The following is a 26,799-nucleotide window of genomic DNA, read 5'->3' on the forward strand; positions in this document are numbered from 1 at the left end:
AACTATGATTAACTCTTTATGGATTGCCAAGACCGGCCTCGACGCCCAGCAAACCAATATGGACGTCATCGCCAACAACCTGGCGAACGTCAGCACCAACGGTTTCAAGCGTCAGCGCGCGGTCTTTGAAGATCTGCTCTATCAGACCGTTCGCCAGCCCGGCGCACAGTCGTCCGAGCAGACGACGCTGCCGTCAGGCCTGCAGATTGGTACCGGCGTCCGTCCGGTGGCCACCGAGCGCCTGCACAGTCAGGGTAACCTCTCCCAGACCAACAACAGTAAAGACGTGGCAATCAAAGGCCAGGGCTTCTTCCAGGTGATGCTGCCGGACGGCACCTCAGCCTATACCCGTGACGGCTCTTTCCAGGTGGATCAGAACGGCCAGCTGGTAACCGCAGGCGGTTTCCAGGTGCAGCCAGCCATTACCATTCCGGCGAACTCCCTGAGCATCACCATCGGCCGTGACGGCGTGGTGAGCGTGACCCAGCAGGGCCAGGCCGCACCGGTCCAGGTAGGGCAGCTCAACCTGACCACCTTTATGAACGATACCGGTCTGGAAAGCATTGGTGAGAACCTCTACACCGAAACGCAGTCTTCCGGTGCGCCGAACGACTCGACGCCTGGCCTGAACGGTGCAGGGCTGCTTTACCAGGGGTATGTTGAAACCTCTAACGTGAACGTGGCTGAAGAGCTGGTGAATATGATCCAGGTTCAGCGCGCTTACGAAATTAACAGTAAAGCCGTATCGACTACCGATCAGATGCTGCAAAAACTGACGCAACTCTAAGGCGCGCTCCGGTGCGGCAGTAACCGCCGCGCCGGGCCCCTGATTTCGAAGATGAAAGCAATGCATAAATCCGCCGCGTTTCGTTATCCGCTTATGGCTTTGGTGGCACTCACCCTCAACGGGTGTGCCTGGATCCCCTCGACGCCGCTGGTGCAGGGTGCAACCACTGCGCAGCCCACGCCTGGCCCGCAGCCCATAGTCAACGGCTCCATTTTTCAGACTGCCCAGCCCATCAACTACGGCTATCAGCCGCTGTTTGAGGATCGCAGACCGCGTAACGTAGGCGATACGCTGACCATTGTGCTGCAAGAGAACGTCAGCGCCAGTAAAAGCTCGTCGGCGAACGCCAGCCGCGACGGCAAAACCAACTTCGGCGTCGGTACTGCGCCGCGCTACTTAGAAGGCCTGTTTGGCAACGCCCGTGCGGATGTTGACGCCTCAGGCAGCAACGGCTTTAACGGTAAGGGTGGGGCCAACGCCAGCAACACCTTCAGCGGAACGCTGACCGTGACGGTTGACCAGGTTCTGGCCAACGGTAACTTACACGTCGTGGGTGAAAAACAGATCGCCATTAACCAGGGCACTGAGTTCATCCGCTTCTCCGGTGTCGTGAACCCACGCACCATCAGCGGCAGCAACTCCGTTCCGTCCACTCAGGTGGCGGACGCGCGCATTGAATATGTCGGCAACGGCTATATCAACGAAGCGCAGAATATGGGCTGGCTGCAGCGTTTCTTCCTTAATCTCTCGCCGATGTAACGGGGTGACCAATGTTTAAATATCTGGCAGGGATCGCGCTGGTACTGGTAGCAACTATTGCCCAGGCCGAGCGCATCCGCGACCTCACCAGCGTACAGGGCGTACGACAGAACTCACTGATTGGCTACGGGCTGGTTGTCGGCCTGGATGGCACGGGCGACCAGACCACCCAGACGCCGTTTACCACTCAGAGCCTGAACAACATGCTCTCCCAGATGGGGATCACCGTCCCCGCCGGGACCAACATGCAGCTGAAAAACGTGGCGGCGGTGATGGTTACCGCCCAGTTCCCGGCGTTTGCCCGCCAGGGACAGACCATCGACGTGGTGGTCTCCTCCATGGGTAACGCCAAGAGCCTGCGCGGCGGGACGCTCATCATGACGCCGCTGAAAGGCGTCGATAACCAGGTCTACGCTCTGGCGCAGGGCAACGTGCTGGTCGGCGGCGCGGGCGCAGCGGCAGGCGGTAGCAGCGTGCAGGTCAACCAGCTCAACGGCGGCCGTATTACCGGCGGCGCGGTGGTCGAGCGTGAGCTGCCTAGCCAGTTTGGCTCTGGCAACACCATCAATCTGCAGCTGAACCAGGAAGATTTCACCCTGGCGCAGCAGATCACCGACACCATCAACCGCTCTCGCGGCTACGGCAGCGCCACGGCGCTGGATGCGCGGACCATCCAGATCCGCGTGCCGAGCGGCAACAGCTCGCAGGTGCGTTTCCTGGCCGATATCCAGAATATGGAAGTGGGCGTGACGCCGCAGGATGCGAAGGTAGTGATCAACTCCCGTACCGGATCGGTGGTAATGAACCGCGAGGTGACGCTGGACAGCTGTGCGGTAGCCCAGGGCAACCTCTCGGTGACCGTAAACCGCCAGGCCAACGTCAGCCAGCCGGATACGCCGTTTGGCGGTGGCCAGACCGTGGTCACCCCGCAGACGCAGATCGATCTGCGCCAGAGCGGCGGTTCGCTGCAGAGCGTTCGCTCCAGCGCCAACCTGAACAACGTTGTTCGGGCGCTGAACGCGCTGGGCGCGACGCCGATCGATCTGATGTCGATCCTTCAGTCAATGCAGAGCGCAGGCTGCCTGCGCGCGAAACTGGAAATTATCTAATGCTAACCGACAGCCGGATGATGGCGAGCGCGGCATGGGATGCGCAATCGCTGAATGAACTGAAAACCCAGGCCGGGCAGGATCCGCAGGCTAACCTGCGCCCGGTGGCGCGCCAGGTGGAAGGGATGTTCGTGCAGATGATGCTGAAAAGCATGCGTGAAGCCCTGCCAAAAGACGGCCTGTTTAGCAGCGACTCCACCCGCATGTACACTAGCATGTATGACCAGCAGATTGCTCAGCAGTTAACTGCGGGCAAGGGGCTGGGGCTGGCGGAGATGATGGTGAAGCAGATGTCCGGCGGCCAGAGCGAACCGACAGAGGCACCTTCGCAGGTGCCAATGAAGTTCCCGCTGGAAACGGTGACCAGTTATCAAAACCAGGCCCTGACCCAGATGGTGCGCAAGGCGATGCCGAAAACGCCCGACGGCGGGGGCAACGATGCCGCACTGTCGGGCGACAGCAAAGAGTTCCTCGCTCAGCTCTCACTGCCGGCGCGGCTGGCCAGCGAGCAGAGCGGGGTGCCGCACCACCTGATCCTCGCCCAGGCGGCGCTGGAGTCTGGCTGGGGCCAGCGGCAGATCAAGCGTGAAAACGGTGAGCCGAGCTTTAACCTGTTTGGCGTCAAGGCCAGCAGCAGCTGGAAGGGACCTACCACCGAGATCACCACCACCGAATATGAGAACGGTGAGGCGAAGAAGGTGAAGGCGAAGTTCCGCGTCTACGGCTCCTATCTGGAGGCGCTGTCGGACTACGTAGGCCTGCTGTCGCGCAACCCACGCTATGCCGCCGTTACCACTGCGGCCACCGCCGAGCAGGGGGCGCAGGCGTTGCAGAGTGCGGGTTACGCTACCGATCCGAACTATGCCCGTAAGCTGACCAGCATGATCCAGCAGCTGAAATCCCTTAGCGATAAGGTGAGTAAAGCCTACAGCAACGATATTGAAAATCTGTTCTGACAGCTCTCAAGTTCAGCCTGGCGCTGCCGATAATCGTTAGCAGGACTTATGTCTAAAAGTGTATAAGGAATCTCCATGTCCAGTAGCTTGATTAACAGCGCCATGAGCGGGCTGAATGCAGCCCAGGCCGCGTTGAATACCGTCAGTAATAACATCTCCAGTTATAACGTCGCGGGCTATACCCGTCAGACGACGGTGCTGGCACAGGCAAACAGTACGCTGGGTGCAGGCGGTTGGGTTGGCAACGGGGTGAACGTCACCGGCGTCCAGCGTGAATATGATGCCTTCATCACCAATCAGCTGCGCGCCGCGCAGACCCAGAGCAGCGGCCTGACCACGCGCTATGAGCAGATGTCCAAAATTGATGACATGCTCTCTGGCTCGACAAACACCCTGGCCACCACCATGCAGGGCTTCTTCACCAGCCTGCAAACGCTGGTTAGCAACGCAGAAGATCCGGCTTCACGCCAGACGCTGCTGGGCAAAGCCGACGGGCTGGTGAACCAGTTCAAGGTAACCGATCAGTATCTGCGCGATCAGGATAAGCAGGTTAATCTGTCTATCTCCTCCAGCGTGGATCAGATCAACAACTACACCACCCAGATCGCTAACCTTAACGATCAGATTTCCCGTTTGACCGGCGTGGGCGCAGGCTCTTCGCCAAACAACCTGCTGGATCAGCGCGATCAGCTGGTGAGCGAGCTCAACAAGATTGTTGGCGTGGAAGTGAGCGTTCAGGATGGCGGCACCTATAACATCAGCATGGCTAATGGCTACACCCTGGTTCAGGGCAGCGCTTCGCGTCAGCTGGCTGCCGTGCCGTCCAGCGCCGATCCGTCCCGCACCACCGTAGCCTACGTTGATGCTACTGCGGGCAATGTGGAGATCCCAGAGAAGCTGCTCAACAGCGGCTCCCTCGGTGGGCTGATGACCTTCCGCAGCCAGAACCTCGACCAGACCCGCAACTCGCTGGGCCAGCTGGCGCTCTCCTTTGCTGACGCCTTCAACGCCCAGCATGCCAAAGGCTTTGACGCTAACGGCGACAAGGGCGGCGACTTCTTTACCATTGGATCGCCTTCTACGCTGAGCAACGCACGCAACACCGGCGATGCGGCGCTGACCACCACGGTGAGCGACAGCAGCAAGGTGCAGGCAACCGACTATAAGGTGGCTTACGATGGCTCGAAGTGGCAGGTGACTCGCCTGTCAGACAACACCTCGTTTACCGCCACGCCGGATGCCAACGACGGCAGCCTGAACTTTGACGGTCTGAAGGTCAATATCAGCGCCACCAATGGTGCGGGCAATAACGACAGCTTTATTATCAAGCCGACGGCCAACGCCATCGTCAATATGGATCTGGCCTTCCAGGACGAGTCAAAAATTGCCATGGCGGCGTCGGCCACCAGCGGTGATAGCGATAACGTCAACGGCCAGGCGCTGCTGGATCTGCAAAAAAGCAAGAGCGTTGGCGGCAACAAGAGCTTCAACGATGCCTATGCCGCGCTGGTCAGTACCGTGGGCAGCACCACGGCCACGCTGAAGAGCAGCAGCACTACCCAGGATAACGTGGTCACTCAGCTGAGCAACCAGCAGCAGTCTATCTCCGGGGTTAACCTCGACGAAGAGTACGGTAACCTTCAGCGTTACCAGCAATATTATCTCGCAAACGCACAGGTTTTACAGACGGCGAGCTCGCTGTTTGATGCGTTACTGAACATCCGCTAAGCAAGAGGTTAATGATGCGCGTTAGCACTCAGATGATGTATGAACAAAACATGCGTGGTGTCACCAGTTCGCAGAGCAAGTGGCTAGGCTACGGTGAGCAGATGTCTACCGGCAAGCGCGTCAACCGTGCTTCCGACGACCCTATCGCCGCCTCGCAGGCGGTGGTGCTCTCCCAGGCCCAGGCGCAGAACAGCCAGTATCAGCTGGCACGCACCTTCGCGACGCAGAAAGTGTCGCTGGAAGACAGCATCCTGGATCAGGTCTCTACCGCGATCCAGTCGGCGCAGTCCAAGGTCATCAACAGCGGCAACGGCTCCCTGAGCGATGACGACCGCGCCTCGCTGGCAACCGATCTGCAGGGTATTCGCGATCAGATCATGAACCTTGCCAACAGTACCGACGGTAACGGTCGCTATATTTTTGGCGGCTACAAAACCGAAAGCGCACCGTTCAACCAGACTACCGGTCAGTACGGTGGCGGCGCGCAGCCGATTACCCAGCAGGTAGATGCCGCGCGATCAATGGTGATTGCTCACACTGGCACCCAGGTTTTTGACAGCGTGACCAGCAATGCGGTACCTGAGCCGGACGGCACCGCCCCGGAAACGAACCTGTTTGCCATGCTGGATTCGGCTATTGCCTCGCTGAAGACCCCGGTAAGTGGGGATGAGACGGCTCAGACCAAGGCGCAAGAGGTGATGGATAAAACCAACCGTGGCCTGCGCAACTCTCTTAACAACGTTCTGGCCGTGCGTGCCGAAGTCGGGACCCAGCTGAATGAGCTGGATAACCTTGACGCGCTGGGTACCGATCGCGCCCTGGGCCAGACCCAGCAGATGAGCGATCTGGTTGACGTTGACTGGAATGCGGCTATCTCCTCCTACACCATGCAGCAGGCGGCGCTACAGGCATCTTATAAAGCGTTTTCCGATATGCAGGGCATGTCGCTGTTCCAGATTAACTCTTAATAAAAAGAAAACCTGTCCGGTTAAATGGACAGGTATGAGCTCTCTTTGCAGGCCGTCCTCATTGACCGGGGCGGCTTTTTTTTATCCAACGTTGACTACCGCTGCGCGACGCGTACCGGTTGTCAGGCGGATTGCCAGAGCAATGATGCCTGAGACCGTAGCCAGGGCCACAACGCCAGGCCAGCCCGCCATAGTGTAGATTTTACTGCCGAGGGCCGAGCCAGCTGCCATGCCGATAAACACCACGGTAAACAGCAGCGCATTAAGACGGCCCCGCGCCTGCGGCTCCAGGCTATAAACCAAATTCTGGTGAGCAACCAGGCTCGACTGTAATCCCAGATCGAAACCTACCGCCGCAATCGCAATCACTACTAGCTGCATCTGGGTTGAGAGCAGCGGCAGGGCAAACATCAGCGCAAAGGAGACGGTTACCAGCGCCGCACCCAGCTGGGTGACTTTCGCTGCCCCGACCCGGTCGGCCAGGCCACCGGCCAGCGGTGCAGCCAGGGCACCCGCCGCGCCAGCAATGCCGAAGGTGCCTGCTACCGCGCTGCCCAGGTGAAAACGATCCAGCAGCATGACTGCGAGGGTAGACCAGAAGGCGCTAAAGGCCACCGAGAGAAAACCTTGTGCCAGCGCGGCGCTGCGCAGGGCAGGGTAGCGCCCCCACAGCTGGGCGACAGAGCGCATCAGCGCCGGATAGCTGAGGCTGGAGTGGGTAGCAAAGCGCGGCAGCACCGCCCACATCACAACGCCAATAAACGCGATGCTCGCTGCCGCCAGCTGGTACATCACCCGCCAGCCAAAGGCCGCCCCCACGAAGCCGCTTACCGTCCGGGAGAGCAGGATCCCCAGCAGCAGGCCGGTCATCACGGTGCCGACGGTTTTTCCCTGTTTGCCTTCCGGGGCAAGGATCGCGGCAGCAGGCACAATATCCTGCACCATCGTGGCGGCCATCCCCAGCAGCAGGCTTACCGCCAGCAGGGTATTGAGATGGCTGGTCAGGCTACAGGCCAGCAGGAAGAGGGCCAGCGCGGCACATTTTACCAGGATAAGCATCCGGCGATCGTAGCGGTCCCCCAGCGGCAGCAGGAACAGAATGCCCAGCGCATAGCCTGCCTGAGTCAGCGTTGGCACGAGCCCCATGCCGTTAACGGTTAAATGGAGATCGCGCCCCATCAGCGGCAGCAGAGGCTGAGCATAATAGATGGCGGCAACGCTGAATCCGGCTCCCATCGCCAGGATAAAGATAATCCAGCGCGGTACGTCAAAGGGTGATGCCTGGCGGTTCATAATAGAGTCCTCAAAGGTGGTGTGAAGACATTTTTGCTGAAGATGGCGTGACGCGGTAGCCGGTCCAATGGTAAAAGAGCTATACGCGAAACGTATAGGCAAAAATAAAATGAAGCGAACTGAACGTATAGACAGGGTTGATCTGATGCATACCTTTGTCCGCATCGTTGAGAGCGGCTCCCTGTCTGCTGCCGCAAGGCTGCTGGAAACCACCCAGGCAACGGTAAGCCGCCGTCTTCAGTCGCTGGAGGCGCTGCTGGGGGTCAAGCTGATCCTGCGCACTACCCACGCCATGAAGCTGACCGATGATGGCGAACGTTGCTACCAGCACGCCAGGCGGCTGCTATCGGCCTGGTCCACTCTTGAGGATGAGGTAAGTCACGCTGGCGATGAGCCGGTGGGTACCCTGCGGGTGCGCGCCCCGCACGCCTTCGGGCAGGAGCAACTGATCGCGCCGCTGACCCGCTTTCTGAGCCAGCATCCGCAGCTCTCGGTGGAGTGGATGCTGAACGATAAAAACGTCGATTTTCTTAGCGCTAACATTGACTGCGCTATTCGCGTCGGCGCGGAGATCGATCCGAGTACGGTGTCGGTGCTGTTGGCGGAGGTGCCACGCAGCATCGTGATTGCGCCTGCGCTGCTTGCTCACACCCCAGCCGTGACCGGGCCGCAGCAGCTGGCGGCACTGCCGTGGGTGGCGCTCAGCACCTTCTATCAGCACAGCATCAGCCTGACCCATACCGCCGGGGCGGTTGAGCAGGTGACCATTGCCCCACGGCTCTATACCGACAGCCTCTACGTTGCACGCAGTACGGCCCTGCAAGGATTAGGCGCAGCGATCGTCTCAAGCTGGGCGGTAGCGGAGGACCTACGCGAGGGCAGGCTGGTCAATCTGCTGCCGGACTGGGAGCCCGCCCCGCTGCCGGTGCATCTGGTCTATCCGTGGGCGCGTTACTATCCGGCCCGGCTGCGGGCCTTTTTGCAAATGATGCGCGAGGCGGTTCCCGGCATCACAGGGATGCGCCTTCCCGCCACCGGGGCATAAAAAAAGCCGACCCGGAGGTCGGCTTTTTATTCGCAGAGCGCGTTACTCAGGCTGCTGCGGGCGTGTTGCCGGGGCGGTAGCCTGATGGCTAGCGCTATGGCCGCCCGCAGAACCTTTACCCTCGAAATCAAACGCCGGGCGAACCCAATCGCTGTGGCGCGGCGGCTCAGGAACGTATTCCGGGGCCGGGGCGCGGGTCATCGGCGCGGTGGCAAAGCTGTGCAGCGGCTTGGCAGCGACAGGCTCAACGGCAGCGGCCGGTTTAACCGCCGCAGCAGGCTTAACGTCTGCTTCCGGCTTCGGCTCGACAGCGGGTTTCGCTTCTGGCTCTGGCTGGGCTTCAACCACAGGCTGCGCTTCCACGGCTGGCTTCGCCTCAACTTCTGGCTTAGTCTCAACGACCGGCTCAGCGGCTTTTACTTCTTCAACTTCTTCAGCGGGCTCGGCGATCTCAGCGATGTGCTCAGCAACCGGCACGTCTTCCGGGGCGATCAGCTGCGGCTGCTCGTCAACCGGCGTCTCAATCGCTTCAGGATGCGTGGTGTCCACTGCGGCAGGCTGCGGCTCGCTCACTGTAGCTTCCGGCTCGACGACGGTAGGTTCAACGGCTACAGGTTCAACTACAGTCGGTTCAACACTAACGGATGCCGCAATCGGCTCTGCTACTGGCTCAACGATCGGCTGCTGGGTAGCTTCCGGTGCGGTCTCAACGGTAGTGTCATCCTGTACCGGCTCGATGTTCTGAGCGACCGGGTAGCGGATCCACACTTTACCTGACGCCATCTCCGGCGATGCACAGGCTACGGTCAGCGGCATCGGGGACTGGGTCGGGTAGCGCTCGTCACGGTAGCGACGACGGCGCTGGCCGCTGACGCGCAGGTGACGCGGAGAGCGACGTGAACGGCGCGGCATCCCGGCGTTATCACGATTCTCGCTGGACTCTTCCTGCTCCTGAACCGGCTGCTCAACAACCGCAGGCAGATCGACCTTCGCCAGCTCGGTATGGGACGCCTGGGCATCTGTCATCGGCGTCGCGGCAGCGAACTCATCAACAGCAGCATCGGCGGACGGCGCAGACTCAAAACGCACCTTCTGGCTCAGCTGGCGCTGTTTACGGCGCGGCATCACCTGAACGCGATCGTCCTGTTCCGCTTCGACTTCCGGGACGGGTTGCTCTTCGCGGTTCAGCACTTTAACTTCTTGCTGAGCCTGACGTTTCTCGTCGTTACGGCGACGGTTGCGCTCGCGGCGTGACTGCTGCTGCTCATCGCGGGATTTAGACTTATCTGCGTCCTCAACAACGGCCTGCGGCTGGCGAACTTCGCGAACTTCACCGTTCGGCTGCTGTTTTTCACGGCGGCCACGGCGATTCTCGTCACGCTCACGGTTGTCGCGGTTGTCGCGGTTATCACGACCTTCGCGCGCTTCAGCGCCTTCGCTACGGCTATCGCGACGTTCGTTACGATCGCCACGGTCTCCGCGCTCGTTGCGGTCACGGCGGTTGTTCTGGCGCGGCTTACGACGCTCCTGGGAACGGGCCGGTTTCTCTTCTTTAACTTCTTCTTCCGCTTTAACCTCAACCGGCTGGCTGGCTGGCTCGCTGGCGAACACCTTCTTCAGTGCGCCAAAGAGACGGCCCAGCAGGCCCGTTTCCGCCGGAGCGGCAGGCTGTGCAGCGGCTGGCTGTGCTTTTTCTTCAACAACCGGCGCAGACTGTGGCGCTGGTGCTGGCGGAATGTCAGGCATCACGAAGGTGGCCAGCGCAGGCTGTTCAGGCTGTTTGCGCTCGGCGTACTCCTCTTCGGACGGCAGCGCCATCGCCTCTTCATGCAGCTTCGGCAGCTTGTAGCTCAGCGTCGAGGTCTCTTCGCCTTTACGCACGCGCAGCACGGAGTAATGCGGGGTTTCCATCTGGTCGTTCGGTACGATAACGCACTTAATGCCGCCCTGACGCGCTTCGATCGCGCTTACCGCGGCGCGTTTTTCGTTAAGCAGGTAGGAGGCAATCGGCACGGGAACAATCGCGTGAACTTCCTGGGTGTTCTCCTTCAGCGCTTCCTCTTCGATCAGGCGCAGAATAGAGAGTGACAGGGATTCGTTGTCACGGATGGTGCCGGTACCGCTACAGCGCGGGCAGACGTGATGGCTGGACTCGCCGAGGGACGGGCTCAGACGCTGGCGGGACATCTCCAGCAGGCCGAAGCGAGAAATATGGCTGATCTGAATACGGGCACGATCCTGGCGCACGGCTTCACGCAGGCGGTTTTCAACCGCGCGCTGGTGGCGAACCGGGGTCATGTCGATAAAGTCGATAACGATCAGGCCGCCTAGGTCGCGCAGGCGCAGCTGGCGGGCGATTTCGTCAGCCGCTTCCAGGTTGGTGTTAAACGCTGTCTCTTCGATATCGCCGCCGCGGGTTGCGCGGGCGGAGTTGATATCAATCGCGGTCAGCGCTTCGGTAGAGTCGATAACGATAGAGCCGCCAGACGGCAGACGCACTTCACGCTGGAAGGCGGATTCAATCTGCGATTCGATCTGGTAGTGGCTGAACAGCGGGATCTCACCGGTGTAGAGCTTGATTTTGCTGCTGAAGTCAGGACGGCCCAGCGCAGCGATATGCTGGCGTGCCATCTCCATCACTTTCGGGTTGTCGATGAGGATCTCACCGATATCCTGGCGCAGATAGTCGCGGAAGGCGCGAACAATAACGTTGCTCTCCTGGTGGATCAGGAACGGAGCAGGGCGGTTTTCAGCGGCTTTCTTGATCGCTTCCCAGTGCTTCAGGCGGAAGCTTAAGTCCCACTGCAGCGCTTCGGCAGATTTGCCTACGCCTGCGGTACGAACGATAAGCCCCATGCCATCCGGCATCTCCAGGCTCGCCAGCGCCTCTTTCAGCTCGGTACGGTCATCACCTTCAATACGGCGAGAGATGCCGCCCGCGCGCGGGTTGTTTGGCATCAGAACCAGATAGCTACCGGCCAGGCTGATAAAGGTGGTTAAGGCTGCGCCTTTATTGCCGCGCTCTTCTTTGTCAATCTGGACAATGACCTCCTGGCCTTCGCGCAGAACATCTTTGATGTTCGGGCGGCCATGGGCACTGTAGTTAGCAGGGAAGTATTCGCGGGAGATCTCTTTCAGAGGTAGGAAACCATGACGCTCAGCACCGTAGTCAACAAATGCGGCTTCAAGGCTCGGTTCAATACGGGTAATTTTACCTTTGTAGATGTTCGCTTTTTTCTGTTCGTGTCCCGGGCTTTCAATATCCAGGTCGTACAGGCGCTGCCCATCAACAAGGGCGACGCGCAACTCTTCCTGCTGAGTTGCGTTAATTAACATTCTTTTCATCGTAACTTACTCATTATTCTTACATTGACGACTAGGCTGCGGGCATAGTTAACGCCTTTCCGGGGTGAACCGATGGCCTCGTGTCTGTTCACGTCGCCAACCTCACGGTTATCGCACGCTTAAGAGGCGCAGAGTGTCGGTTGCCTGTATTTCATACGGAAAAACAGCGCAATTATCAGGGGAACTGCCTGGGTATTACTCTCCAGGGTCGATCCCTCTACCGGTAAGGACTGCAACCCGCAGCCCGCTAAGTGCCTGAAGGATCAATACGTCTTACGCCATTGCTGCGTGGATGATCGGACAGGCAAAACTGGTCATTCCGCAAATTTCCTTGTTTAACAAGATTCAAGCGGAAAACAGCCTCATTATTCCTTGCTAAATCTGTTATAGCAAGATGACTTTTGCCATTTATCACCCGGTTACTAACAGTTTTTTCACGTTTGCCCAGGGATTGTTCTAAAACCCAGCGAAAAGCGTGATGCCGGTCAACAAGACACCGGTAGAGATAAATATAAGCACATAAAAATGAGTGGCGCGAATCGGGCAGGGCTTTTAGAATCGCCCCCCATGAAAACTGAGACTCCATCCGTAAGAATTGTTGCTATCGCGGCCGACGACGCCGGGCAACGCATCGATAACTTTTTGCGCACCCAGCTGAAGGGCGTGCCGAAAAGTATGATTTACCGCATCCTGCGTAAAGGCGAAGTGCGGGTTAACAAGAAGCGCGTGAAGCCCGAGTATAAGCTGGAGGGCGGGGATGAGGTGCGTATCCCACCGGTGCGCGTTGCCGAGCGTGAAGAGGAGGCGGTGTCGCCGCATCTGAATAAGGTGGCGGCGCTGGCGGATGTCATTCTTTATGAAGATGATCATATTCTGGTGCTGAATAAGCCGTCAGGCACCGCCGTCCACGGTGGCAGCGGGCTGAGCTTTGGCGTCATCGAAGGCCTGCGCGCCCTGCGTCCGGAAGCGCGCTTCCTGGAGCTGGTACACCGTCTGGACCGAGATACCTCCGGCGTGCTGCTGGTGGCCAAAAAGCGTTCGGCGCTGCGTGCCCTGCATGAGCAGCTGCGTGACAAAGGCATGCAAAAAGATTACCTGGCGCTGGTGCGTGGCCAGTGGCAGTCGCATGTCAAAACGGTCCAGGCTCCGCTGCTGAAAAATATTCTGCAGAGCGGGGAGCGGATCGTACGCGTGAATAGCGAAGGCAAACCGTCGGAGACGCGCTTTAAGGTAGAAGAGCGCTATGCCTTTGCTACCCTGGTGCGCTGTAGCCCGATTACTGGCCGTACCCACCAGATCCGCGTCCATACCCAGCACGCCGGGCATCCCATCGCCTTTGACGATCGCTACGGCGACCGCGAGTTTGATAAGCAGCTGGCAGGCACCGGATTAAACCGTCTCTTCCTGCACGCGGCGGCGTTGAAGTTTACCCATCCGGGTACCGGCGAAACCCTGCGCATTGAAGCGCCGCTGGATGAGCAGCTCAAACGCTGTCTGAAGGTGTTGCGCGGGTAACGTAACGCCCGGCGGCGCAAGCTGGCCGGGCCTACAAAATCGTACCGCCGGACGTTATTTACATCAGTAACGGATTCGCATGCTCCCGGCGCAGCATCTGGCACAGCGCAATCAGCGGCAGCCCCACCAACGTATTCGGATCCCGGCCCTCCAGGCGATCAAACAGCGCAATTCCCAATCCCTCGCTTTTAAAGCTGCCGGCGCAGTTCAGCGGCCGCTCCTTACGCAGATAATCATTTATCTCCTGCTCGCTCAGGTGACGGAAGTGGACGTCAAATGGCTCGCACTCGGTTTGCAGATGGCCGGTGGCGGAGTTATAGAGCGCCAGCCCGGTATAGAAGGTGATGATGTTGCCCCGCGCCTTCATCAGCTGCTGGAAGGCTTTCTCCTCCGTTAACGGCTTGCCGGTGATCTCTCCGTCCAGCACGCAGACCTGATCGGAGCCAATAATCAGATGGTTAGGGTAGCGCTCCGCCAGCGACTGGGCTTTGGCCTGCGCCAGCCGCAGCACCAGGTGACGCGGCGATTCGCCAGGCTCCGGGGTCTCATCCACACCCGGTGCGGCGCACTCGAAGGCAATGCCGAGTTTTTCCAGCAGCGCGCGGCGGTAAGGAGACGTGGACGCAAGAATAATATTCGACATATTTTTTCCACCCTATATGGCATAACGAGGTCAGGCATTTTAAACTACAGGCCGCAATGTGTGCGAATAATTGGCAAAAGGCAATCACAGACTGCCTTTTTCTTTGACTCCAGAACGTTACAAAGTTAATATGCGCGCCCTATGCAAAAGGTAAAATTACCCCTGACTCTTGATCCGGTCCGTACCGCTCAAAAACGCCTTGATTACGAGGGTGTATACACTCGTGAGCAGGCCGAGCGCGTCGCTGAATCCGTAGTCAGTGTAGACAGTGATGTGGAATGCTCCATGTCGTTCGCTATCGATAACCAGCGCCTTGCGGTTTTAACCGGCGATGCAAAAGTTTCGGTAACGCTCGAGTGTCAGCGCTGCGGCAAGACATTTGCCCATCAGGTCTACACACAATATTGTTTTAGCCCGATCGTCAAAGACGAGCAGGCCGAAGCACTCCCGGAAGCGTATGAACCGATTCAGGTTAACGAATTCGGTGAAATCGACCTGCTGGCTCTGGTCGAGGATGAAATTATCCTCTCCTTGCCAGTAGTGCCGGTGCATGATTCTGAACACTGTGAAGTGTCCGACGCGGACATGGTCTTTGGTGAACTGCCTGAAGAGGCACAGAAGCCAAACCCATTTGCCGTATTAGCCAGCTTAAAGCGTAAGTAACAGGTTTCTCCGTAGTAATGGAGTTACCGTAATTGAGGAGTAAGGTCCATGGCCGTACAACAAAATAAACCAACCCGTTCCAAACGTGGCATGCGTCGTTCCCATGACGCGCTGACCGCAGTCACCAGCCTGTCTGTAGACAAAACTTCTGGTGAGTCTCACCTGCGTCACCACATGACCGCTGACGGTTTCTACCGCGGTCGCAAGGTTATCACTAAGTAATCACGCGTTACTCGCGTATTCATGTCCTTGTGGTGTGAACACGTAGAGTGAAAGCGTGATGAAGCTTAGTGAGGAAATCCCCGCGTAAGCGGGGGTTAACCGAACCAGGCTCGACGATACCTTGACACGTCTAACCCTGGCGTTAGATGTCATGGGGGGCGATTTTGGCCCTTCCGTGACAGTGCCTGCAGCATTGCAGGCACTGCATTCTAACCCTCAGCTCACACTTCTGTTAGTCGGTCATCCCGACGCTATCACGCCATTACTTGCCAAAGCCGATTTTGATCAGCGCTCGCGCCTGCAGGTTATTCCTGCCCAGTCGGTTATTGCCAGTGATGTCCGTCCCGCCCAGGCCGTACGCAACAGCCGGGGTAGCTCTATGCGCATCGCGCTGGAGCTGGTCAAAGAGGGGCGCGCCGAGGCCTGCGTCAGCGCAGGCAATACCGGGGCGCTGATGGGGCTGGCTAAGCTACTGCTTAAGCCCATTGACGGTATTGAACGTCCGGCGCTGATGACGGTGCTGCCGCATCAGCAGAAGGGCAGAACCGTGGTGCTGGATCTCGGCGCTAACGTTGACTGTGACAGTACCATGTTGGTGCAGTTCGCCATTATGGGATCGGTAATGGCCGAAGAGGTCATCGGTATTGAACATCCGCGCGTGGCGCTGCTCAATATCGGGGAAGAAGAGGTCAAAGGCCTCGACAGCATCCGCGATGCCTCGGCGCTGCTAAAATCGATCCCATCGATCAACTATATTGGCTATCTTGAAGCCAATGAGTTGCTCACCGGCAAAACGGATGTGCTGGTCTGCGACGGCTTCACCGGCAACGTGACGTTGAAGACGATGGAAGGCATGGTCAGAATGTTCCTGTCGTTGCTGAAATCGCAGGGCGAGGGTAAAAAACGGTCGTGGTGGCTGCTTTTATTAAAGCGTTGGTTACAAAAAAGCCTGACAAGGCGATTCAGTCACCTCAACCCCGACCAGTATAATGGTGCCTGTCTGTTAGGATTGCGCGGCACGGTGATTAAGAGTCATGGTGCAGCCAATCAGCGCGCATTTGCTGTCGCGATTGAACAGGCAGTGCAGGCGGTGCAGCGGCATGTCCCCGAACGGATTGCCGCGCGCCTGAAATCTGTGTTACCGGAAAAAGACTGAGCGTATATGTATACGAAGATTAGTGGTACCGGCAGCTACCTGCCCGAGCAAGTGCGAACCAACGCCGATCTGGAAAAGATGGTCGATACCTCTGACGAGTGGATTGTCACCCGCACAGGCATTCGTGAGCGCCGCATTGCCGCCCCGGATGAGACCGTGGCAACCATGGGTTTCGAAGCCGCTAAGCGCGCCATCGACATGGCGGGCATTGATAAAACTGAGATCGGTCTGATCATCGTCGCCACCACCTCGGCGACCCACGCGTTCCCAAGCGCGGCCTGCCAGGTGCAGAGCCTGCTGGAGATCAAAGGCTGCCCGGCATTTGACGTGGCTGCCGCCTGCGCAGGCTTTACCTATGCCCTGAGCATTGCCGATCAGTATGTCAAAAGCGGTGCGGTGAAGCATGCGCTGGTGATCGGCGCTGACGTGCTGGCCCGTACCTGCGATCCCACCGATCGTGGGACAATCATTATCTTCGGTGACGGCGCAGGCGCGGCTGTGCTGAGCGCATCCGCAGAGCAGGGTATTATCTCTACCCATCTGCACGCGGACGGAAGCTACGGCGAGCTGTTAACGCTGCCGAATCTGGATCGCGTCACGCCGGACAGCCCAACCTATCTGACCATGGCGGGTAACGAAGTCTTCAAAGTGGCCGTGACCGAGCTGGCGCACATCGTTGAAGAGACGCTGGCGGCGAATAATATCGATCGCGCCGAGCTGGACTGGCTGGTTCCGCACCAGGCGAACCTGCGCATTATCAGCGCGACGGCGAGAAAGCTGGGTATGGATATGGATAAAGTGGTGGTGACCCTTGACCGTCACGGCAACACCTCTGCGGCGTCGGTGCCTTGTGCGCTGGATGAAGCCGTGCGCGACGGACGTATCAAGCCGGGCCAGCTGGTGCTGCTTGAGGCCTTCGGCGGCGGTTTTACCTGGGGCTCTGCGCTGGTTCGTTTCTAGTATTAAGGATAAATAAGATGACGCAATTTGCTTTTGTGTTCCCGGGACAGGGTTCTCAGACCGTGGGTATGCTGGCCGATGTGGCAGCACAGTTTCCGCTGGTTGAAGAGACGTTCCGTGAAGCTTCTGCGGCGCTGGGCTATGACCTGTGGGCGCTGACCCAGCAGGGCCCGGCAGAAGAGCTCAACAAAACGTGGCAGACTCAGCCTGCGCTGCTGACGGCTTCCGTCGCACTGTGGCGCGTCTGGCAGCAGCAGGGCGGTAAAACCCCGGCGCTGATGGCAGGTCATAGCCTGGGCGAATACTCTGCGCTGGTGTGTGCGGGCGTGATCGATTTCGCCGATGCCGTACGCCTCGTTGAGCTGCGCGGCAAATTTATGCAGGAAGCGGTACCGGAAGGCACCGGCGGCATGTCGGCGATTATCGGCCTTGACGATGCGGCGATTGCCAACGCTTGCGAAGAGGCCGCTGAAGGCCAGGTTGTTTCTCCGGTGAACTATAACTCGCCGGGCCAGGTGGTCATTGCCGGGCATAAAGAGGCGGTTGAGCGCGCAGGCGCGGCCTGTAAAGCCGCGGGTGCTAAACGCGCGCTGCCGCTGCCGGTGAGCGTGCCATCCCACTGCGCGCTGATGAAGCCCGCAGCAGAGAAGCTGGCCGCCGAGCTGGAAAAAATCACCTTCAACGCGCCGGCTATTCCGGTGGTGAACAACGTTGACGTGAAGTGCGAAACCACGCCGGAAGCTATCCGTGATGCGCTGGTTCGCCAGCTCTACAGTCCGGTACAGTGGACCAAGAGCGTTGAATTTATCGCTTCTCAGGGCGTTACGCACCTGTATGAAGTCGGTCCGGGCAAAGTGCTTACTGGCCTGACCAAGCGTATTGTTGACACCCTGACCGCCTCAGCCATTAACGAGCCTGCGGCACTGTCAGCGGCGGCTGAGCAATAAAAAGGAACCCAAAACCATGAGTTTTGAAGGAAAGATCGCACTGGTTACCGGTGCAAGCCGTGGCATTGGCCGCGCAATCGCTGAAACCCTCGTTGCCCGCGGCGCGAAGGTGATCGGTACCGCGACCAGCGAAAGCGGCGCGCAGGCCATCAGCGACTACTTAGGTGCAAACGGCAAAGGTTTACTGTTAAACGTGACCGATCCTGCATCTATTGAATCTGTGCTGGAAAATGTCCGGGCAGAGTTTGGCGAAGTAGATATTCTGGTGAATAATGCCGGGATTACTCGCGACAACCTGTTAATGCGGATGAAAGACGACGAGTGGAACGATATCATCGAAACCAATCTCTCTTCTGTTTTCCGCCTGTCAAAAGCGGTAATGCGGGCTATGATGAAGAAGCGTCATGGTCGCATTATCACTATCGGTTCTGTGGTGGGTACCATGGGAAATGCTGGTCAGGCTAACTACGCTGCGGCGAAAGCAGGCCTGATCGGTTTCAGTAAGTCGCTGGCGCGCGAAGTTGCGTCCCGCGGCATTACTGTAAACGTTGTTGCTCCGGGCTTTATTGAAACGGACATGACGCGTGCGCTGACCGAAGATCAGCGTGCGGGTACGTTGGCAGCCGTTCCGGCGGGTCGCCTTGGCGATCCAAAAGAGATTGCCAGCGCGGTAGCATTTTTAGCTTCTGACGAAGCGGGTTACATCACCGGTGAAACCCTGCACGTCAACGGCGGAATGTATATGGTTTAACCACGTTATTTCCTAAAGCATCAAATGGGAATAATTTTATTTGCGTTATCAGCCCAATTGGCCTCAAAATAGCGCAAAATCGTGGTACGACCTGCCGGGATTTAGTTGCAAATTTTTCAACATTTTATACACTACGAAAACCATCGCGAAAGCGAGTTTTGATAGGAAATTTAAGAGTATGAGCACCACTATCGAAGAACGCGTTAAGAAAATTATTGGCGAGCAGCTGGGCGTTAAGCAGGAAGAAGTGACTAACAATGCTTCTTTCGTTGACGATCTGGGCGCGGATTCTCTTGACACCGTTGAGCTGGTAATGGCTCTGGAAGAAGAGTTTGATACTGAGATTCCGGACGAAGAAGCTGAGAAGATCACTACTGTTCAGGCTGCCATTGATTACATCAACGGTCACCAGGCATAAGTGAACATCTCCAGGCGGTCATTCGACCGCCTGAGTTTTATCTTTTTCTCCCACCCATCTCTTTTTTATCCCTCCCTGGAGGACAAACGTGTCTAAGCGTCGTGTAGTTGTGACCGGACTTGGCATGTTGTCTCCTGTCGGCAATACCGTAGAGTCTACCTGGAGTGCTCTCCTTGCCGGTCAGAGTGGCATCAGCCTGATCGACCATTTCGATACTAGCGCCTATGCAACAAAATTTGCTGGCTTAGTAAAGGATTTTAACTGTGATGACATCATCTCGCGCAAAGAGCAGCGCAAGATGGATGCCTTCATTCAATATGGAGTTGTTGCGGGCTGGCAGGCCATGCAGGATTCTGGCCTTGAGGTCACCCCAGAGAACGCTCACCGTATCGGGGCCGCTATCGGTTCAGGTATCGGCGGTCTTGGCCTGATCGAAGAGAACCATGCCTCGCTGGTCAACGGCGGCCCGCGTAAAATCAGCCCATTCTTTGTGCCCTCTACCATCGTTAACATGGTCGCCGGTCACCTGACGATTATGCTTGGCCTGCAGGGTCCGAGCATCTCCATCGCCACGGCCTGTACCTCTGGCGTGCACAACATCGGCCATGCAGCGCGTATTATCGCCTACGGTGATGCTGACGCCATGCTGGCGGGCGGCGCTGAAAAAGCCAGTACCCCGCTTGGCGTGGGCGGCTTTGGCGCAGCGCGTGCGCTCTCCACCCGTAACGACAATCCGCAGGCGGCAAGCCGTCCGTGGGATAAAGAACGTGACGGCTTTGTGCTGGGCGACGGCGCGGGTATGGTCATGCTGGAAGAGTATGAGCATGCGAAAAAACGCGGTGCGAAAATCTATGCCGAGCTGATTGGCTTTGGTATGAGCAGCGATGCTTACCACATGACCTCGCCGCCGGAAAACGGTGCGGGTGCGGCACTGGCGATGACCAATGCGCTGCGTGATGCCCAGCTGGATCCAGCGAAGATTGGCTACGTTAACGCTCACGGCACCTCCACGCCGGCCGGCGATAAAGCCGAAACCCAGGCGGTGAAATCCGTATTTGGCGAAGCGGCAAGCCGCGTTATGGTCAGCTCCACCAAATCCATGACCGGTCACCTGCTGGGCGCGGCGGGCGCGGTAGAGTCTATCTACTCGATCCTGGCCCTGCGCGATCAGGCGATCCCGCCGACCATCAACCTGGATAACCCGGATGAGGGTTGCGATCTGGACTACGTTCCGCATGTCGCACGCAAGGTGAGCAATCTGGAGTACACCCTGTGTAACTCCTTTGGCTTCGGTGGTACTAACGGCTCGCTGATCTTTAAACGGATCTAACGCCGTATGACCGGGTAGCCTCTGTGCTGCCCGGTCCGTTCTGCTCGTTTTCCCTTTCAATTCAGCTTTCTCCGCTTGTCCTGCGTTTCGCATCCTGCCAGACTACCCGGCCACGGATACAGGAGCCGCTATGTTCTTGATAAATGGCTGCCAACAGCAGACGCTGACGGCGAACGACAGGGCTGTACAGTTCGGTGACGGCTGCTTTACCACCGCTCGGATCCAAACCGGTGAGGTTCAGCTGCTTTCTGCCCATCTTGCCCGCCTGCGCGAGGCCTGTGAGCGATTATTTATCCCGTTTACCGACTGGCCTCTCCTTGAGCAGGAGATGCTCGCTCTGGCAGGTCGCCAGCAGACGGGCGTGCTGAAGGTGATGATCACCCGGGGCGCAGGCGGGCGCGGTTACAGCGCCGCGGGCTGCCAGACGCCCACGCGTATCCTGAGCCTGTCAGCGCCGCCTGCCCACTATGCCCGCTGGCAGCAGGCGGGGATCACCCTCGCGCTCAGCCCGATCCGGCTCGGGCGCAATCCCCATCTGGCGGGTATAAAGCATCTCAACCGCCTTGAACAGGTGCTGATTCGTACTCATCTTGAGCAGACGGCAGGCGACGAGGCGCTGGTTCTTGACAGCGACGGGTTGCTTACGGAATGCTGTGCCGCGAATTTATTCTGGCGGCAGGGCATGACGGTATTTACGCCCTGTCTTGACCAGGCTGGCGTGAAGGGCATTATGCGTCAGTTTATTATTGACCGGCTGGCCGTCTCGGGCTTTACCTTCGCCGAAGTTAACGCCCGGCCAAAGGCGCTGGCTGAGGCCGATGAGGTGCTGATCTGTAACGCGCTGATGCCGGTCGTGCCGGTTAACGCCTGCGGCGAGTGGGAATGGACATCCCGCGAGCTGTATTCCTTTTTATCTCCCCTTTGTGAGCGTGCGATCTCGTCATGAAGAAAATTTTTCGTTTTGTTGTACTTCTGCTGGTGGTTCTGGGCATTGCTGCCGGGGCAGGTTACTGGAAGGTTCGCCAGTTGGCGGAGAGCAAGCTGCTGATTAACGCAGAGACCATCTTTACCCTGAAAGCGGGCACCGGCCGCCAGGCGCTGGGAACCCAGCTCTATAGCGAGAAGATCATCAACCGCCCCCGCGTTTTCCAGTGGCTGCTGCGCGTGGAGCCGGCTCTCTCTCATTTTAAAGCCGGGACCTATCGCTTTACGCCGGACATGACCGTACGCGACATGCTGCGACTGCTGGAGAGCGGCAAAGAGGCGCAGTTCCCGCTGCGGCTGGTGGAGGGAATGCGTCTCAGTGACCTCCTGAAGCAGCTTCGCGATGCGCCCTATATTCAGCACACCCTGAAGGATGACAGCTACGCCACCGTGGCAGAGGCGCTGAAGTTTGAGCACCCTGAGTGGATTGAGGGCTGGTTCTGGCCCGATACCTGGCTCTACACTGCCAATACCACTGACATCACAATGCTTAAACGCGCCCATGATAAAATGGTCGCCGCGGTGAACAAGGCCTGGGAAGGGCGGGCGGAAGATCTGCCGTATAAGGATCAAAACCAGCTGGTGACCATGGCCTCGATTATTGAAAAAGAGACGGCGGTTGCCAGCGAACGAGATCGTGTCGCCTCGGTCTTCATCAACCGTCTGCGTACCGGCATGCGTTTGCAAACCGATCCCACCGTTATTTACGGCATGGGGGAGAGTTACAGCGGTAAAATCAGCCGTAGCGATCTGGAAACGCCAACGGCGTATAATACCTATACCATTAGCGGCCTGCCGCCGGGACCGATTGCCATCCCGAGCGCCGCATCGCTGCGTGCCGCTGCGCATCCGGCTAAAACGCCGTATCTCTATTTTGTCGCTGATGGCAAGGGGGGGCATACCTTTACCACCAACCTTGTCAGCCACAACCGCGCGGTGCAGGACTATCTGAAAGTGCTTAAGGAAAAAAATGGCCAGTAAATACATCGTTATCGAAGGGCTGGAAGGGGCCGGAAAGACCACCGCCCGCGATACCGTCGTGGAGACGCTGACCCAGCTTGGGGTAGGCGAGATGATCTTTACCCGCGAGCCGGGCGGTACCCAGCTTGCTGAGAAGCTGCGTAGCCTGGTGCTGGATATCAAATCGGTAGGCGATGAGGTCATTACCGACAAAGCCGAAGTGCTGATGTTCTATGCTGCCCGCGTTCAACTGGTGGAGACGGTCATCAAGCCCGCGCTGGCCCGTGGCTGCTGGGTGATCGGCGATCGCCACGATCTCTCGACTCAAGCCTATCAGGGCGGCGGACGCGGTATTGACGCCCATATGTTGGCGACCCTGCGTGACACCGTATTAGGCGATTTCCGCCCGGACCTGACGCTCTACCTCGACGTTGAGCCGGAAGTGGGTCTGAAACGCGCCCGCGCCAGGGGCGAGCTGGACCGCATCGAGCAGGAGTCCTATGACTTCTTCCATCGCGCCCGTGCCCGCTACCTTGAGCTTGCCGCTGCCGATCCGCGCATTAAAACCATCGACGCCACCCGCTCCCTCGACGAGGTGATGAGCGACATTCGCCAGACGGTTACCGCCTGGGTGCAGGAGCAGGGCGCATGAAATGGTATCCATGGTTACGCCCGGACTTTGAAAGCCTGGTGGCCAGCTACCAGGCCGGACGCGGACACCATGCGCTACTGATCCACGCTCTGCCCGGTATGGGTGACGAGGCGTTAATCTATGCCCTGACGCGCTACTTACTCTGCCAGCAGCCCGACGGCCATAAAAGCTGTGGTCGCTGTCGCGGCTGTCAGCTGATGCAGGCCGGAACCCATCCGGATTACTATATGCTGGAGCCAGAGAAGGGCAAAAGCACGCTCGGTATTGATGCGGTGCGCGAGGTGAGCGAGAAGCTTTACGAGCATGCACGCCTGAGCGGCGCGAAGGTGGTATGGGTGAGCGATGCGGCCCGCCTAACCGAGGCCGCCGCCAACGCCCTGCTTAAAACGCTGGAGGAGCCGCCAGCCAATACCTGGTTCTTCCTCGCCTGCCGTGAGCCGGCCCGCCTGCTGGCCACCCTACGCAGCCGCTGTCGCCTGCATCACCTTGCGCCACCGGACGAGCGCTATGCCTGTGCCTGGCTGTCACGGGAGGTTCAGGCCTCGCCCGAGGCGATCCTGACGGCGCTGCGGCTCTGCGGCGGTGCCCCAGGCGCGGCACAAACCCTGATCTCTACCGATGCGTGGGCACAGCGGCAGACGCTGTGCGCTGCCGTGGATGCGGCCCTGATCAGCGGCGACTGGCTTTCTCTGCTACCTGCGTTGAACCATGACAGCGTTGCCGATCGTCTGCACTGGCTGGCCTCGCTCTATCTTGACGCCATGAAAATCCAGCAGGGAGCCACGCAGATCGGCAACGCCGACGCGTATCCGCTGGTTACCCGGCTGGCTAAAATTATCGCGCCTGCGCGTTTGCGCGCGCTCTTAGCGGCGATCTTTACCTGCCGGGAGCAGCTGCTGACCGTGACCGGCGTTAATCGTGAACTGCTGTTAACCGATTTACTCCTGAGCCAGGAGCACTGGCTGCAACCCGACGCCGTGCTGCCTGTATCCCATCTTTAAGAGAGACATTATGTTTTTAGTCGACTCCCACTGCCATCTTGATGGCCTTGATTATCAATCCCTGCACCGGGACGTGGACGACGTGCTGGCCAAAGCGGCCGCCCGCGACGTTAAGTTTTGCCTCGCCGTGGCCACAACGCTGCCGGGCTACCGCGCCATGCGCGAGCTGGTAGGCAATCGTGACAACGTGGCCTTCTCCTGCGGCGTACACCCGCTCAATCAGGACGAGGTATATGACGTTGAGGAGCTGCGCACCCTGGCGGCAGAGGAGGGCGTCGTCGCCATGGGCGAGACCGGGCTGGACTACTTCTATACCCCGGAGACCAAACCCATTCAGCAGGAGTCGTTCCGCAACCATATTCGCATTGGCCGCGAGCTGAATAAGCCAGTGATTGTTCATACCCGCGATGCTCGCGAAGATACGCTGGCGATTCTGGCCGAGGAAAAGGTGACGGATTGCGGTGGCGTACTACACTGTTTCACTGAAGACAGAGAAACGGCAGGAAAGCTGCTGGATATGGGGTTCTATATCTCGTTCTCTGGCATTGTTACTTTCCGTAACGCTGAACAGCTGCGCGACGCTGCACGCTACGTACCGCTGGACAGAATGCTGGTGGAGACGGATTCACCCTATCTGGCACCGGTTCCGCACCGGGGCAAAGAGAATCAGCCTGCGATGACCCGCGACGTTGCGGAGTACATGGCCGTGCTGAAGGGCGTATCGTTGGAAACGCTGGCGCAGCAGACCACGCAAAATTTCGCCACGCTGTTCCATATCGACCCTGCGCGTCTGCTATCCCGCCAATAAGTCTGTTTTTTTAAGGCTCGTAATTAATTGACAATGCGAGTAGAGTGCACCGCCAGAAACTTGGCGGTGAGTCGAGTTTTTGATACTTTCAGACCCCGTTTTTGTAAATAAGTGAAAGTTTTCAGGTGACCGCGTTTTGAAACGTGATAACCGTCAAACAAACTTAGGGCGATTTATTTTACTCTGTGTAATAAATAAAGGGCACTTAGATGCTCTGTCCAGGGCGCGGTTCTCCCCCCGAGCCAATGCGTGAAAACGTAAAAAAAGCACAAATACTCAGGAGCACTCTCAATTATGTTTAAGAATGCATTTGCTAACCTGCAAAAGGTCGGTAAATCACTGATGCTGCCCGTTTCCGTACTGCCCATCGCAGGGATCCTGCTTGGCGTCGGTTCGGCTAACTTCACTTGGCTTCCAGAAGTGGTTTCCCATGTTATGGCAGAAGCGGGCGGTTCCGTTTTTGCTAATATGCCTCTGATTTTCGCTATCGGTGTTGCACTTGGCTTCACCAATAATGACGGCGTGTCTGCGCTGGCGGCAGTGGTTGCCTATGGCATCATGGTGAAAACCATGGCCGTGGTTGCGCCGCTGGTGCTGCATCTGCCTGCGGAAGAGATTACGGCGAAACACCTTGCGGATACCGGTGTTCTCGGCGGGATCATCGCGGGTGCGATTGCTGCCTACATGTTCAATCGCTTCTACCGCATCAAGCTCCCTGAGTATCTGGGCTTCTTCGCCGGTAAGCGCTTCGTGCCGATCATCTCTGGTCTGGCTGCGATCTTCATGGGCGTGATCCTCTCCTTCATCTGGCCACCGATCGGTACGGCTATCCAGACCTTCTCCCAGTGGGCTGCTTACCAGAACCCGGTTGTGGCGTTTGGTATCTACGGCTTTATTGAGCGCTGCCTGGTGCCGTTCGGTCTGCATCACATCTGGAACGTTCCTTTCCAGATGCAGATTGGTGAATACACCAACGCGGCAGGCCAGGTCTTCCACGGCGATATCCCGCGCTACATGGCAGGTGACCCGACCGCAGGTAAACTCTCCGGTGGCTTCCTGTTCAAAATGTACGGCCTGCCGGCTGCGGCCATTGCTATCTGGCACTCTGCAAAACCGGAAAACCGTGCCAAAGTGGGCGGGATCATGATCTCCGCTGCGCTGACCTCGTTCCTGACCGGTATCACCGAGCCGATCGAGTTCTCCTTCATGTTCGTTGCGCCGATCCTCTACGGAATCCATGCGGTGCTGGCGGGTCTGGCCTTCCCAATCTGTATCCTGCTGGGTATGCGTGACGGAACCTCCTTCTCACACGGTCTGATCGACTTCATCGTGCTGAGCGGTAACGGCAGCAAACTGTGGCTGTTCCCGATTGTTGGCCTGTGCTACGCGGCAATCTATTACACCGTGTTCCGCGTGCTGATCAAAGCGCTGGATCTGAAAACCCCGGGTCGTGAAGACGCAACCGAAGACACAAAAGCTGGTGCAACCAGCGAGATGGCTCCGGCACTGGTCTCTGCCTTCGGTGGTAAAGAGAACATCACTAACCTCGACGCCTGTATTACCCGTCTGCGCGTAAGCGTGGCCGACGTGGCGAAGGTTGACCAAGCTGGCCTGAAGAAACTGGGTGCAGCGGGTGTGGTGGTTGCAGGTTCGGGCGTTCAGGCTATTTTCGGTACTAAATCCGATAACCTGAAAACCGAAATGGATGAGTACATCCGCAACAGCTAATTTGCAGTCTGGGGAGACTGAGGGAGCCGTAAGGCTCCCTTTTTTATTGCTTAACTTTTGGTAATTTATGC

Annotated in this window: 25 protein-coding genes; 22 read left to right on the top strand and 3 right to left on the bottom strand. The window is 58.2% G+C overall.

Annotated features, from left to right (window positions below):
* The first annotated feature begins 4 nt into the window (after positions 1–4).
* From flgG to flgL, 6 genes are all read left to right on the top strand, one after another.
* On the top strand, positions 5–787 hold the full coding sequence (gene flgG / locus FN633_RS05570; protein WP_042392733.1) for a flagellar basal-body rod protein FlgG: 783 nt from the start codon (positions 5–7) through the stop codon (positions 785–787).
* A 60-nt stretch (positions 788–847) separates the two neighbouring features.
* Complete coding sequence (gene flgH / locus FN633_RS05575; RefSeq protein WP_106403933.1) at positions 848–1,546, top strand: flagellar basal body L-ring protein FlgH; 699 nt, start codon at positions 848–850, stop codon at positions 1,544–1,546.
* 11 nt (positions 1,547–1,557) lie between these two features.
* A complete protein-coding gene (locus FN633_RS05580) occupies positions 1,558–2,655 on the top strand; it encodes a flagellar basal body P-ring protein FlgI (protein WP_042392737.1) in 1,098 nt (365 codons plus the stop codon).
* Positions 2,655–3,611 carry a flagellar assembly peptidoglycan hydrolase FlgJ gene (gene flgJ / locus FN633_RS05585; protein WP_042392738.1) on the top strand — a complete coding sequence of 319 codons (957 nt, stop codon included), beginning with the start codon at positions 2,655–2,657 and terminating at the stop codon, positions 3,609–3,611. Before FN633_RS05580 ends, flgJ begins: the two co-directional genes overlap by 1 nt.
* A 75-nt stretch (positions 3,612–3,686) precedes the next feature.
* A complete protein-coding gene (gene flgK / locus FN633_RS05590; RefSeq protein ID WP_154057027.1) occupies positions 3,687–5,339 on the top strand; it encodes a flagellar hook-associated protein FlgK in 1,653 nt (550 codons plus the stop codon).
* A 14-nt stretch (positions 5,340–5,353) separates the two neighbouring features.
* On the top strand, positions 5,354–6,307 hold the full coding sequence (flgL, locus tag FN633_RS05595; RefSeq protein WP_154057028.1) for a flagellar hook-associated protein FlgL: 954 nt from the start codon (positions 5,354–5,356) through the stop codon (positions 6,305–6,307).
* An 81-nt stretch (positions 6,308–6,388) separates the two neighbouring features.
* Here the strand turns inward: flgL and FN633_RS05600 are convergent, their stop codons facing one another.
* A complete protein-coding gene (locus tag FN633_RS05600) occupies positions 6,389–7,600 on the bottom strand; it encodes an MFS transporter (RefSeq protein ID WP_154057029.1) in 1,212 nt (403 codons plus the stop codon).
* A gap of 109 nt (positions 7,601–7,709) precedes the next feature.
* Between FN633_RS05600 and FN633_RS05605 the strand changes: the two genes are divergently transcribed.
* Complete coding sequence (locus FN633_RS05605; protein WP_154057030.1) at positions 7,710–8,645, top strand: LysR family transcriptional regulator; 936 nt, start codon at positions 7,710–7,712, stop codon at positions 8,643–8,645.
* 42 nt (positions 8,646–8,687) lie between these two features.
* Here FN633_RS05605 and rne read toward each other — a convergent pair whose 3' ends face one another.
* The gene (gene rne / locus FN633_RS05610; protein WP_154057031.1) at positions 8,688–11,990 is read right to left on the bottom strand and encodes a ribonuclease E; all 3,303 of its coding nucleotides are present in this window, start codon (positions 11,988–11,990) and stop codon (positions 8,688–8,690) included.
* 567 nt (positions 11,991–12,557) lie between these two features.
* Between rne and rluC the strand changes: the two genes are divergently transcribed.
* On the top strand, positions 12,558–13,505 hold the full coding sequence (gene rluC / locus FN633_RS05615; protein ID WP_208673963.1) for a 23S rRNA pseudouridine(955/2504/2580) synthase RluC: 948 nt from the start codon (positions 12,558–12,560) through the stop codon (positions 13,503–13,505).
* A gap of 58 nt (positions 13,506–13,563) precedes the next feature.
* Here rluC and FN633_RS05620 read toward each other — a convergent pair whose 3' ends face one another.
* Entirely contained in the window at positions 13,564–14,148 is a 585-nt protein-coding gene (locus FN633_RS05620) for a Maf family protein (RefSeq protein ID WP_154057033.1), read from the bottom strand.
* A gap of 141 nt (positions 14,149–14,289) precedes the next feature.
* On the opposite strand from FN633_RS05620, the gene yceD reads away from it, so the two are divergent.
* The 14 genes from yceD (at position 14,290) to ptsG (ending at position 26,728) form a co-directional block, all read left to right on the top strand.
* A complete protein-coding gene (gene yceD / locus FN633_RS05625) occupies positions 14,290–14,811 on the top strand; it encodes a 23S rRNA accumulation protein YceD (RefSeq protein WP_042392753.1) in 522 nt (173 codons plus the stop codon).
* A 48-nt stretch (positions 14,812–14,859) separates the two neighbouring features.
* Positions 14,860–15,033 carry a 50S ribosomal protein L32 gene (gene rpmF, locus FN633_RS05630; RefSeq protein WP_042392755.1) on the top strand — a complete coding sequence of 58 codons (174 nt, stop codon included), beginning with the start codon at positions 14,860–14,862 and terminating at the stop codon, positions 15,031–15,033.
* A 121-nt stretch (positions 15,034–15,154) separates the two neighbouring features.
* The gene (plsX, locus tag FN633_RS05635) at positions 15,155–16,189 is read left to right on the top strand and encodes a phosphate acyltransferase PlsX (RefSeq protein ID WP_154057034.1); all 1,035 of its coding nucleotides are present in this window, start codon (positions 15,155–15,157) and stop codon (positions 16,187–16,189) included.
* A 6-nt stretch (positions 16,190–16,195) separates the two neighbouring features.
* Positions 16,196–17,149, top strand: a complete 954-nt coding sequence (locus tag FN633_RS05640; RefSeq protein WP_154057035.1) for a beta-ketoacyl-ACP synthase III — start codon at positions 16,196–16,198, stop codon at positions 17,147–17,149.
* A gap of 17 nt (positions 17,150–17,166) precedes the next feature.
* The gene (gene fabD, locus FN633_RS05645; protein WP_154057036.1) at positions 17,167–18,096 is read left to right on the top strand and encodes an ACP S-malonyltransferase; all 930 of its coding nucleotides are present in this window, start codon (positions 17,167–17,169) and stop codon (positions 18,094–18,096) included.
* A gap of 16 nt (positions 18,097–18,112) precedes the next feature.
* Complete coding sequence (gene fabG / locus FN633_RS05650; RefSeq protein ID WP_042392763.1) at positions 18,113–18,847, top strand: 3-oxoacyl-ACP reductase FabG; 735 nt, start codon at positions 18,113–18,115, stop codon at positions 18,845–18,847.
* Between the two features lie 178 nt (positions 18,848–19,025).
* Positions 19,026–19,265, top strand: a complete 240-nt coding sequence (acpP, locus tag FN633_RS05655; protein ID WP_042392766.1) for an acyl carrier protein — start codon at positions 19,026–19,028, stop codon at positions 19,263–19,265.
* Positions 19,266–19,353: 88 nt separating this feature from the next.
* Positions 19,354–20,595 carry a beta-ketoacyl-ACP synthase II gene (fabF, locus tag FN633_RS05660; RefSeq protein WP_154057037.1) on the top strand — a complete coding sequence of 414 codons (1,242 nt, stop codon included), beginning with the start codon at positions 19,354–19,356 and terminating at the stop codon, positions 20,593–20,595.
* 130 nt (positions 20,596–20,725) lie between these two features.
* On the top strand, positions 20,726–21,541 hold the full coding sequence (gene pabC / locus FN633_RS05665; protein ID WP_154057038.1) for an aminodeoxychorismate lyase: 816 nt from the start codon (positions 20,726–20,728) through the stop codon (positions 21,539–21,541).
* Positions 21,538–22,560 (top strand): cell division protein YceG, encoded by a 1,023-nt coding sequence (gene yceG / locus FN633_RS05670; RefSeq protein WP_154057039.1) that lies wholly within the window; start codon positions 21,538–21,540, stop codon positions 22,558–22,560. The genes pabC and yceG overlap by 4 nt, the downstream gene beginning before the upstream one ends.
* Positions 22,550–23,191: a dTMP kinase gene (gene tmk / locus FN633_RS05675; RefSeq protein ID WP_154057040.1), complete on the top strand. Its 642-nt coding sequence runs from the start codon at positions 22,550–22,552 to the stop codon at positions 23,189–23,191. The genes yceG and tmk overlap by 11 nt, the downstream gene beginning before the upstream one ends.
* Entirely contained in the window at positions 23,188–24,192 is a 1,005-nt protein-coding gene (gene holB, locus FN633_RS05680) for a DNA polymerase III subunit delta' (protein ID WP_154057041.1), read from the top strand. Before tmk ends, holB begins: the two co-directional genes overlap by 4 nt.
* A gap of 10 nt (positions 24,193–24,202) precedes the next feature.
* A complete protein-coding gene (locus FN633_RS05685) occupies positions 24,203–25,000 on the top strand; it encodes a metal-dependent hydrolase (protein ID WP_042392778.1) in 798 nt (265 codons plus the stop codon).
* Between the two features lie 294 nt (positions 25,001–25,294).
* Positions 25,295–26,728 carry a PTS glucose transporter subunit IIBC gene (ptsG, locus tag FN633_RS05690; protein ID WP_154057042.1) on the top strand — a complete coding sequence of 478 codons (1,434 nt, stop codon included), beginning with the start codon at positions 25,295–25,297 and terminating at the stop codon, positions 26,726–26,728.
* Positions 26,729–26,799: the final 71 nt, after the last annotated feature.

The organism is Pseudescherichia vulneris (assembly GCF_902164725.1).
GTDB lineage: Bacteria > Pseudomonadota > Gammaproteobacteria > Enterobacterales > Enterobacteriaceae > Pseudescherichia > Pseudescherichia vulneris.

Bases quoted from the DNA above. Each gene is read 5' to 3' on its own strand.
- flgG (WP_042392733.1), top strand. From the start codon at position 5: ATGATTAACTCTTTATGGATTGCCAAGACCGGCCTCGACGCCCAGCAA.
- flgH (WP_106403933.1), top strand. From the start codon at position 848: ATGCATAAATCCGCCGCGTTTCGTTATCCGCTTATGGCTTTGGTGGCA.
- FN633_RS05580 (WP_042392737.1), top strand. From the start codon at position 1,558: ATGTTTAAATATCTGGCAGGGATCGCGCTGGTACTGGTAGCAACTATT.
- flgJ (WP_042392738.1), top strand. From the start codon at position 2,655: ATGCTAACCGACAGCCGGATGATGGCGAGCGCGGCATGGGATGCGCAA.
- flgK (WP_154057027.1), top strand. From the start codon at position 3,687: ATGTCCAGTAGCTTGATTAACAGCGCCATGAGCGGGCTGAATGCAGCC.
- flgL (WP_154057028.1), top strand. From the start codon at position 5,354: ATGCGCGTTAGCACTCAGATGATGTATGAACAAAACATGCGTGGTGTC.
- FN633_RS05600 (WP_154057029.1), bottom strand. From the start codon at position 7,600: ATGAACCGCCAGGCATCACCCTTTGACGTACCGCGCTGGATTATCTTT.
- FN633_RS05605 (WP_154057030.1), top strand. From the start codon at position 7,710: ATGAAGCGAACTGAACGTATAGACAGGGTTGATCTGATGCATACCTTT.
- rne (WP_154057031.1), bottom strand. From the start codon at position 11,990: ATGAAAAGAATGTTAATTAACGCAACTCAGCAGGAAGAGTTGCGCGTC.
- rluC (WP_208673963.1), top strand. From the start codon at position 12,558: ATGAAAACTGAGACTCCATCCGTAAGAATTGTTGCTATCGCGGCCGAC.
- FN633_RS05620 (WP_154057033.1), bottom strand. From the start codon at position 14,148: ATGTCGAATATTATTCTTGCGTCCACGTCTCCTTACCGCCGCGCGCTG.
- yceD (WP_042392753.1), top strand. From the start codon at position 14,290: ATGCAAAAGGTAAAATTACCCCTGACTCTTGATCCGGTCCGTACCGCT.
- rpmF (WP_042392755.1), top strand. From the start codon at position 14,860: ATGGCCGTACAACAAAATAAACCAACCCGTTCCAAACGTGGCATGCGT.
- FN633_RS05640 (WP_154057035.1), top strand. From the start codon at position 16,196: ATGTATACGAAGATTAGTGGTACCGGCAGCTACCTGCCCGAGCAAGTG.
- fabD (WP_154057036.1), top strand. From the start codon at position 17,167: ATGACGCAATTTGCTTTTGTGTTCCCGGGACAGGGTTCTCAGACCGTG.
- fabG (WP_042392763.1), top strand. From the start codon at position 18,113: ATGAGTTTTGAAGGAAAGATCGCACTGGTTACCGGTGCAAGCCGTGGC.
- acpP (WP_042392766.1), top strand. From the start codon at position 19,026: ATGAGCACCACTATCGAAGAACGCGTTAAGAAAATTATTGGCGAGCAG.
- pabC (WP_154057038.1), top strand. From the start codon at position 20,726: ATGTTCTTGATAAATGGCTGCCAACAGCAGACGCTGACGGCGAACGAC.
- yceG (WP_154057039.1), top strand. From the start codon at position 21,538: ATGAAGAAAATTTTTCGTTTTGTTGTACTTCTGCTGGTGGTTCTGGGC.
- tmk (WP_154057040.1), top strand. From the start codon at position 22,550: ATGGCCAGTAAATACATCGTTATCGAAGGGCTGGAAGGGGCCGGAAAG.
- holB (WP_154057041.1), top strand. From the start codon at position 23,188: ATGAAATGGTATCCATGGTTACGCCCGGACTTTGAAAGCCTGGTGGCC.
- FN633_RS05685 (WP_042392778.1), top strand. From the start codon at position 24,203: ATGTTTTTAGTCGACTCCCACTGCCATCTTGATGGCCTTGATTATCAA.
- ptsG (WP_154057042.1), top strand. From the start codon at position 25,295: ATGTTTAAGAATGCATTTGCTAACCTGCAAAAGGTCGGTAAATCACTG.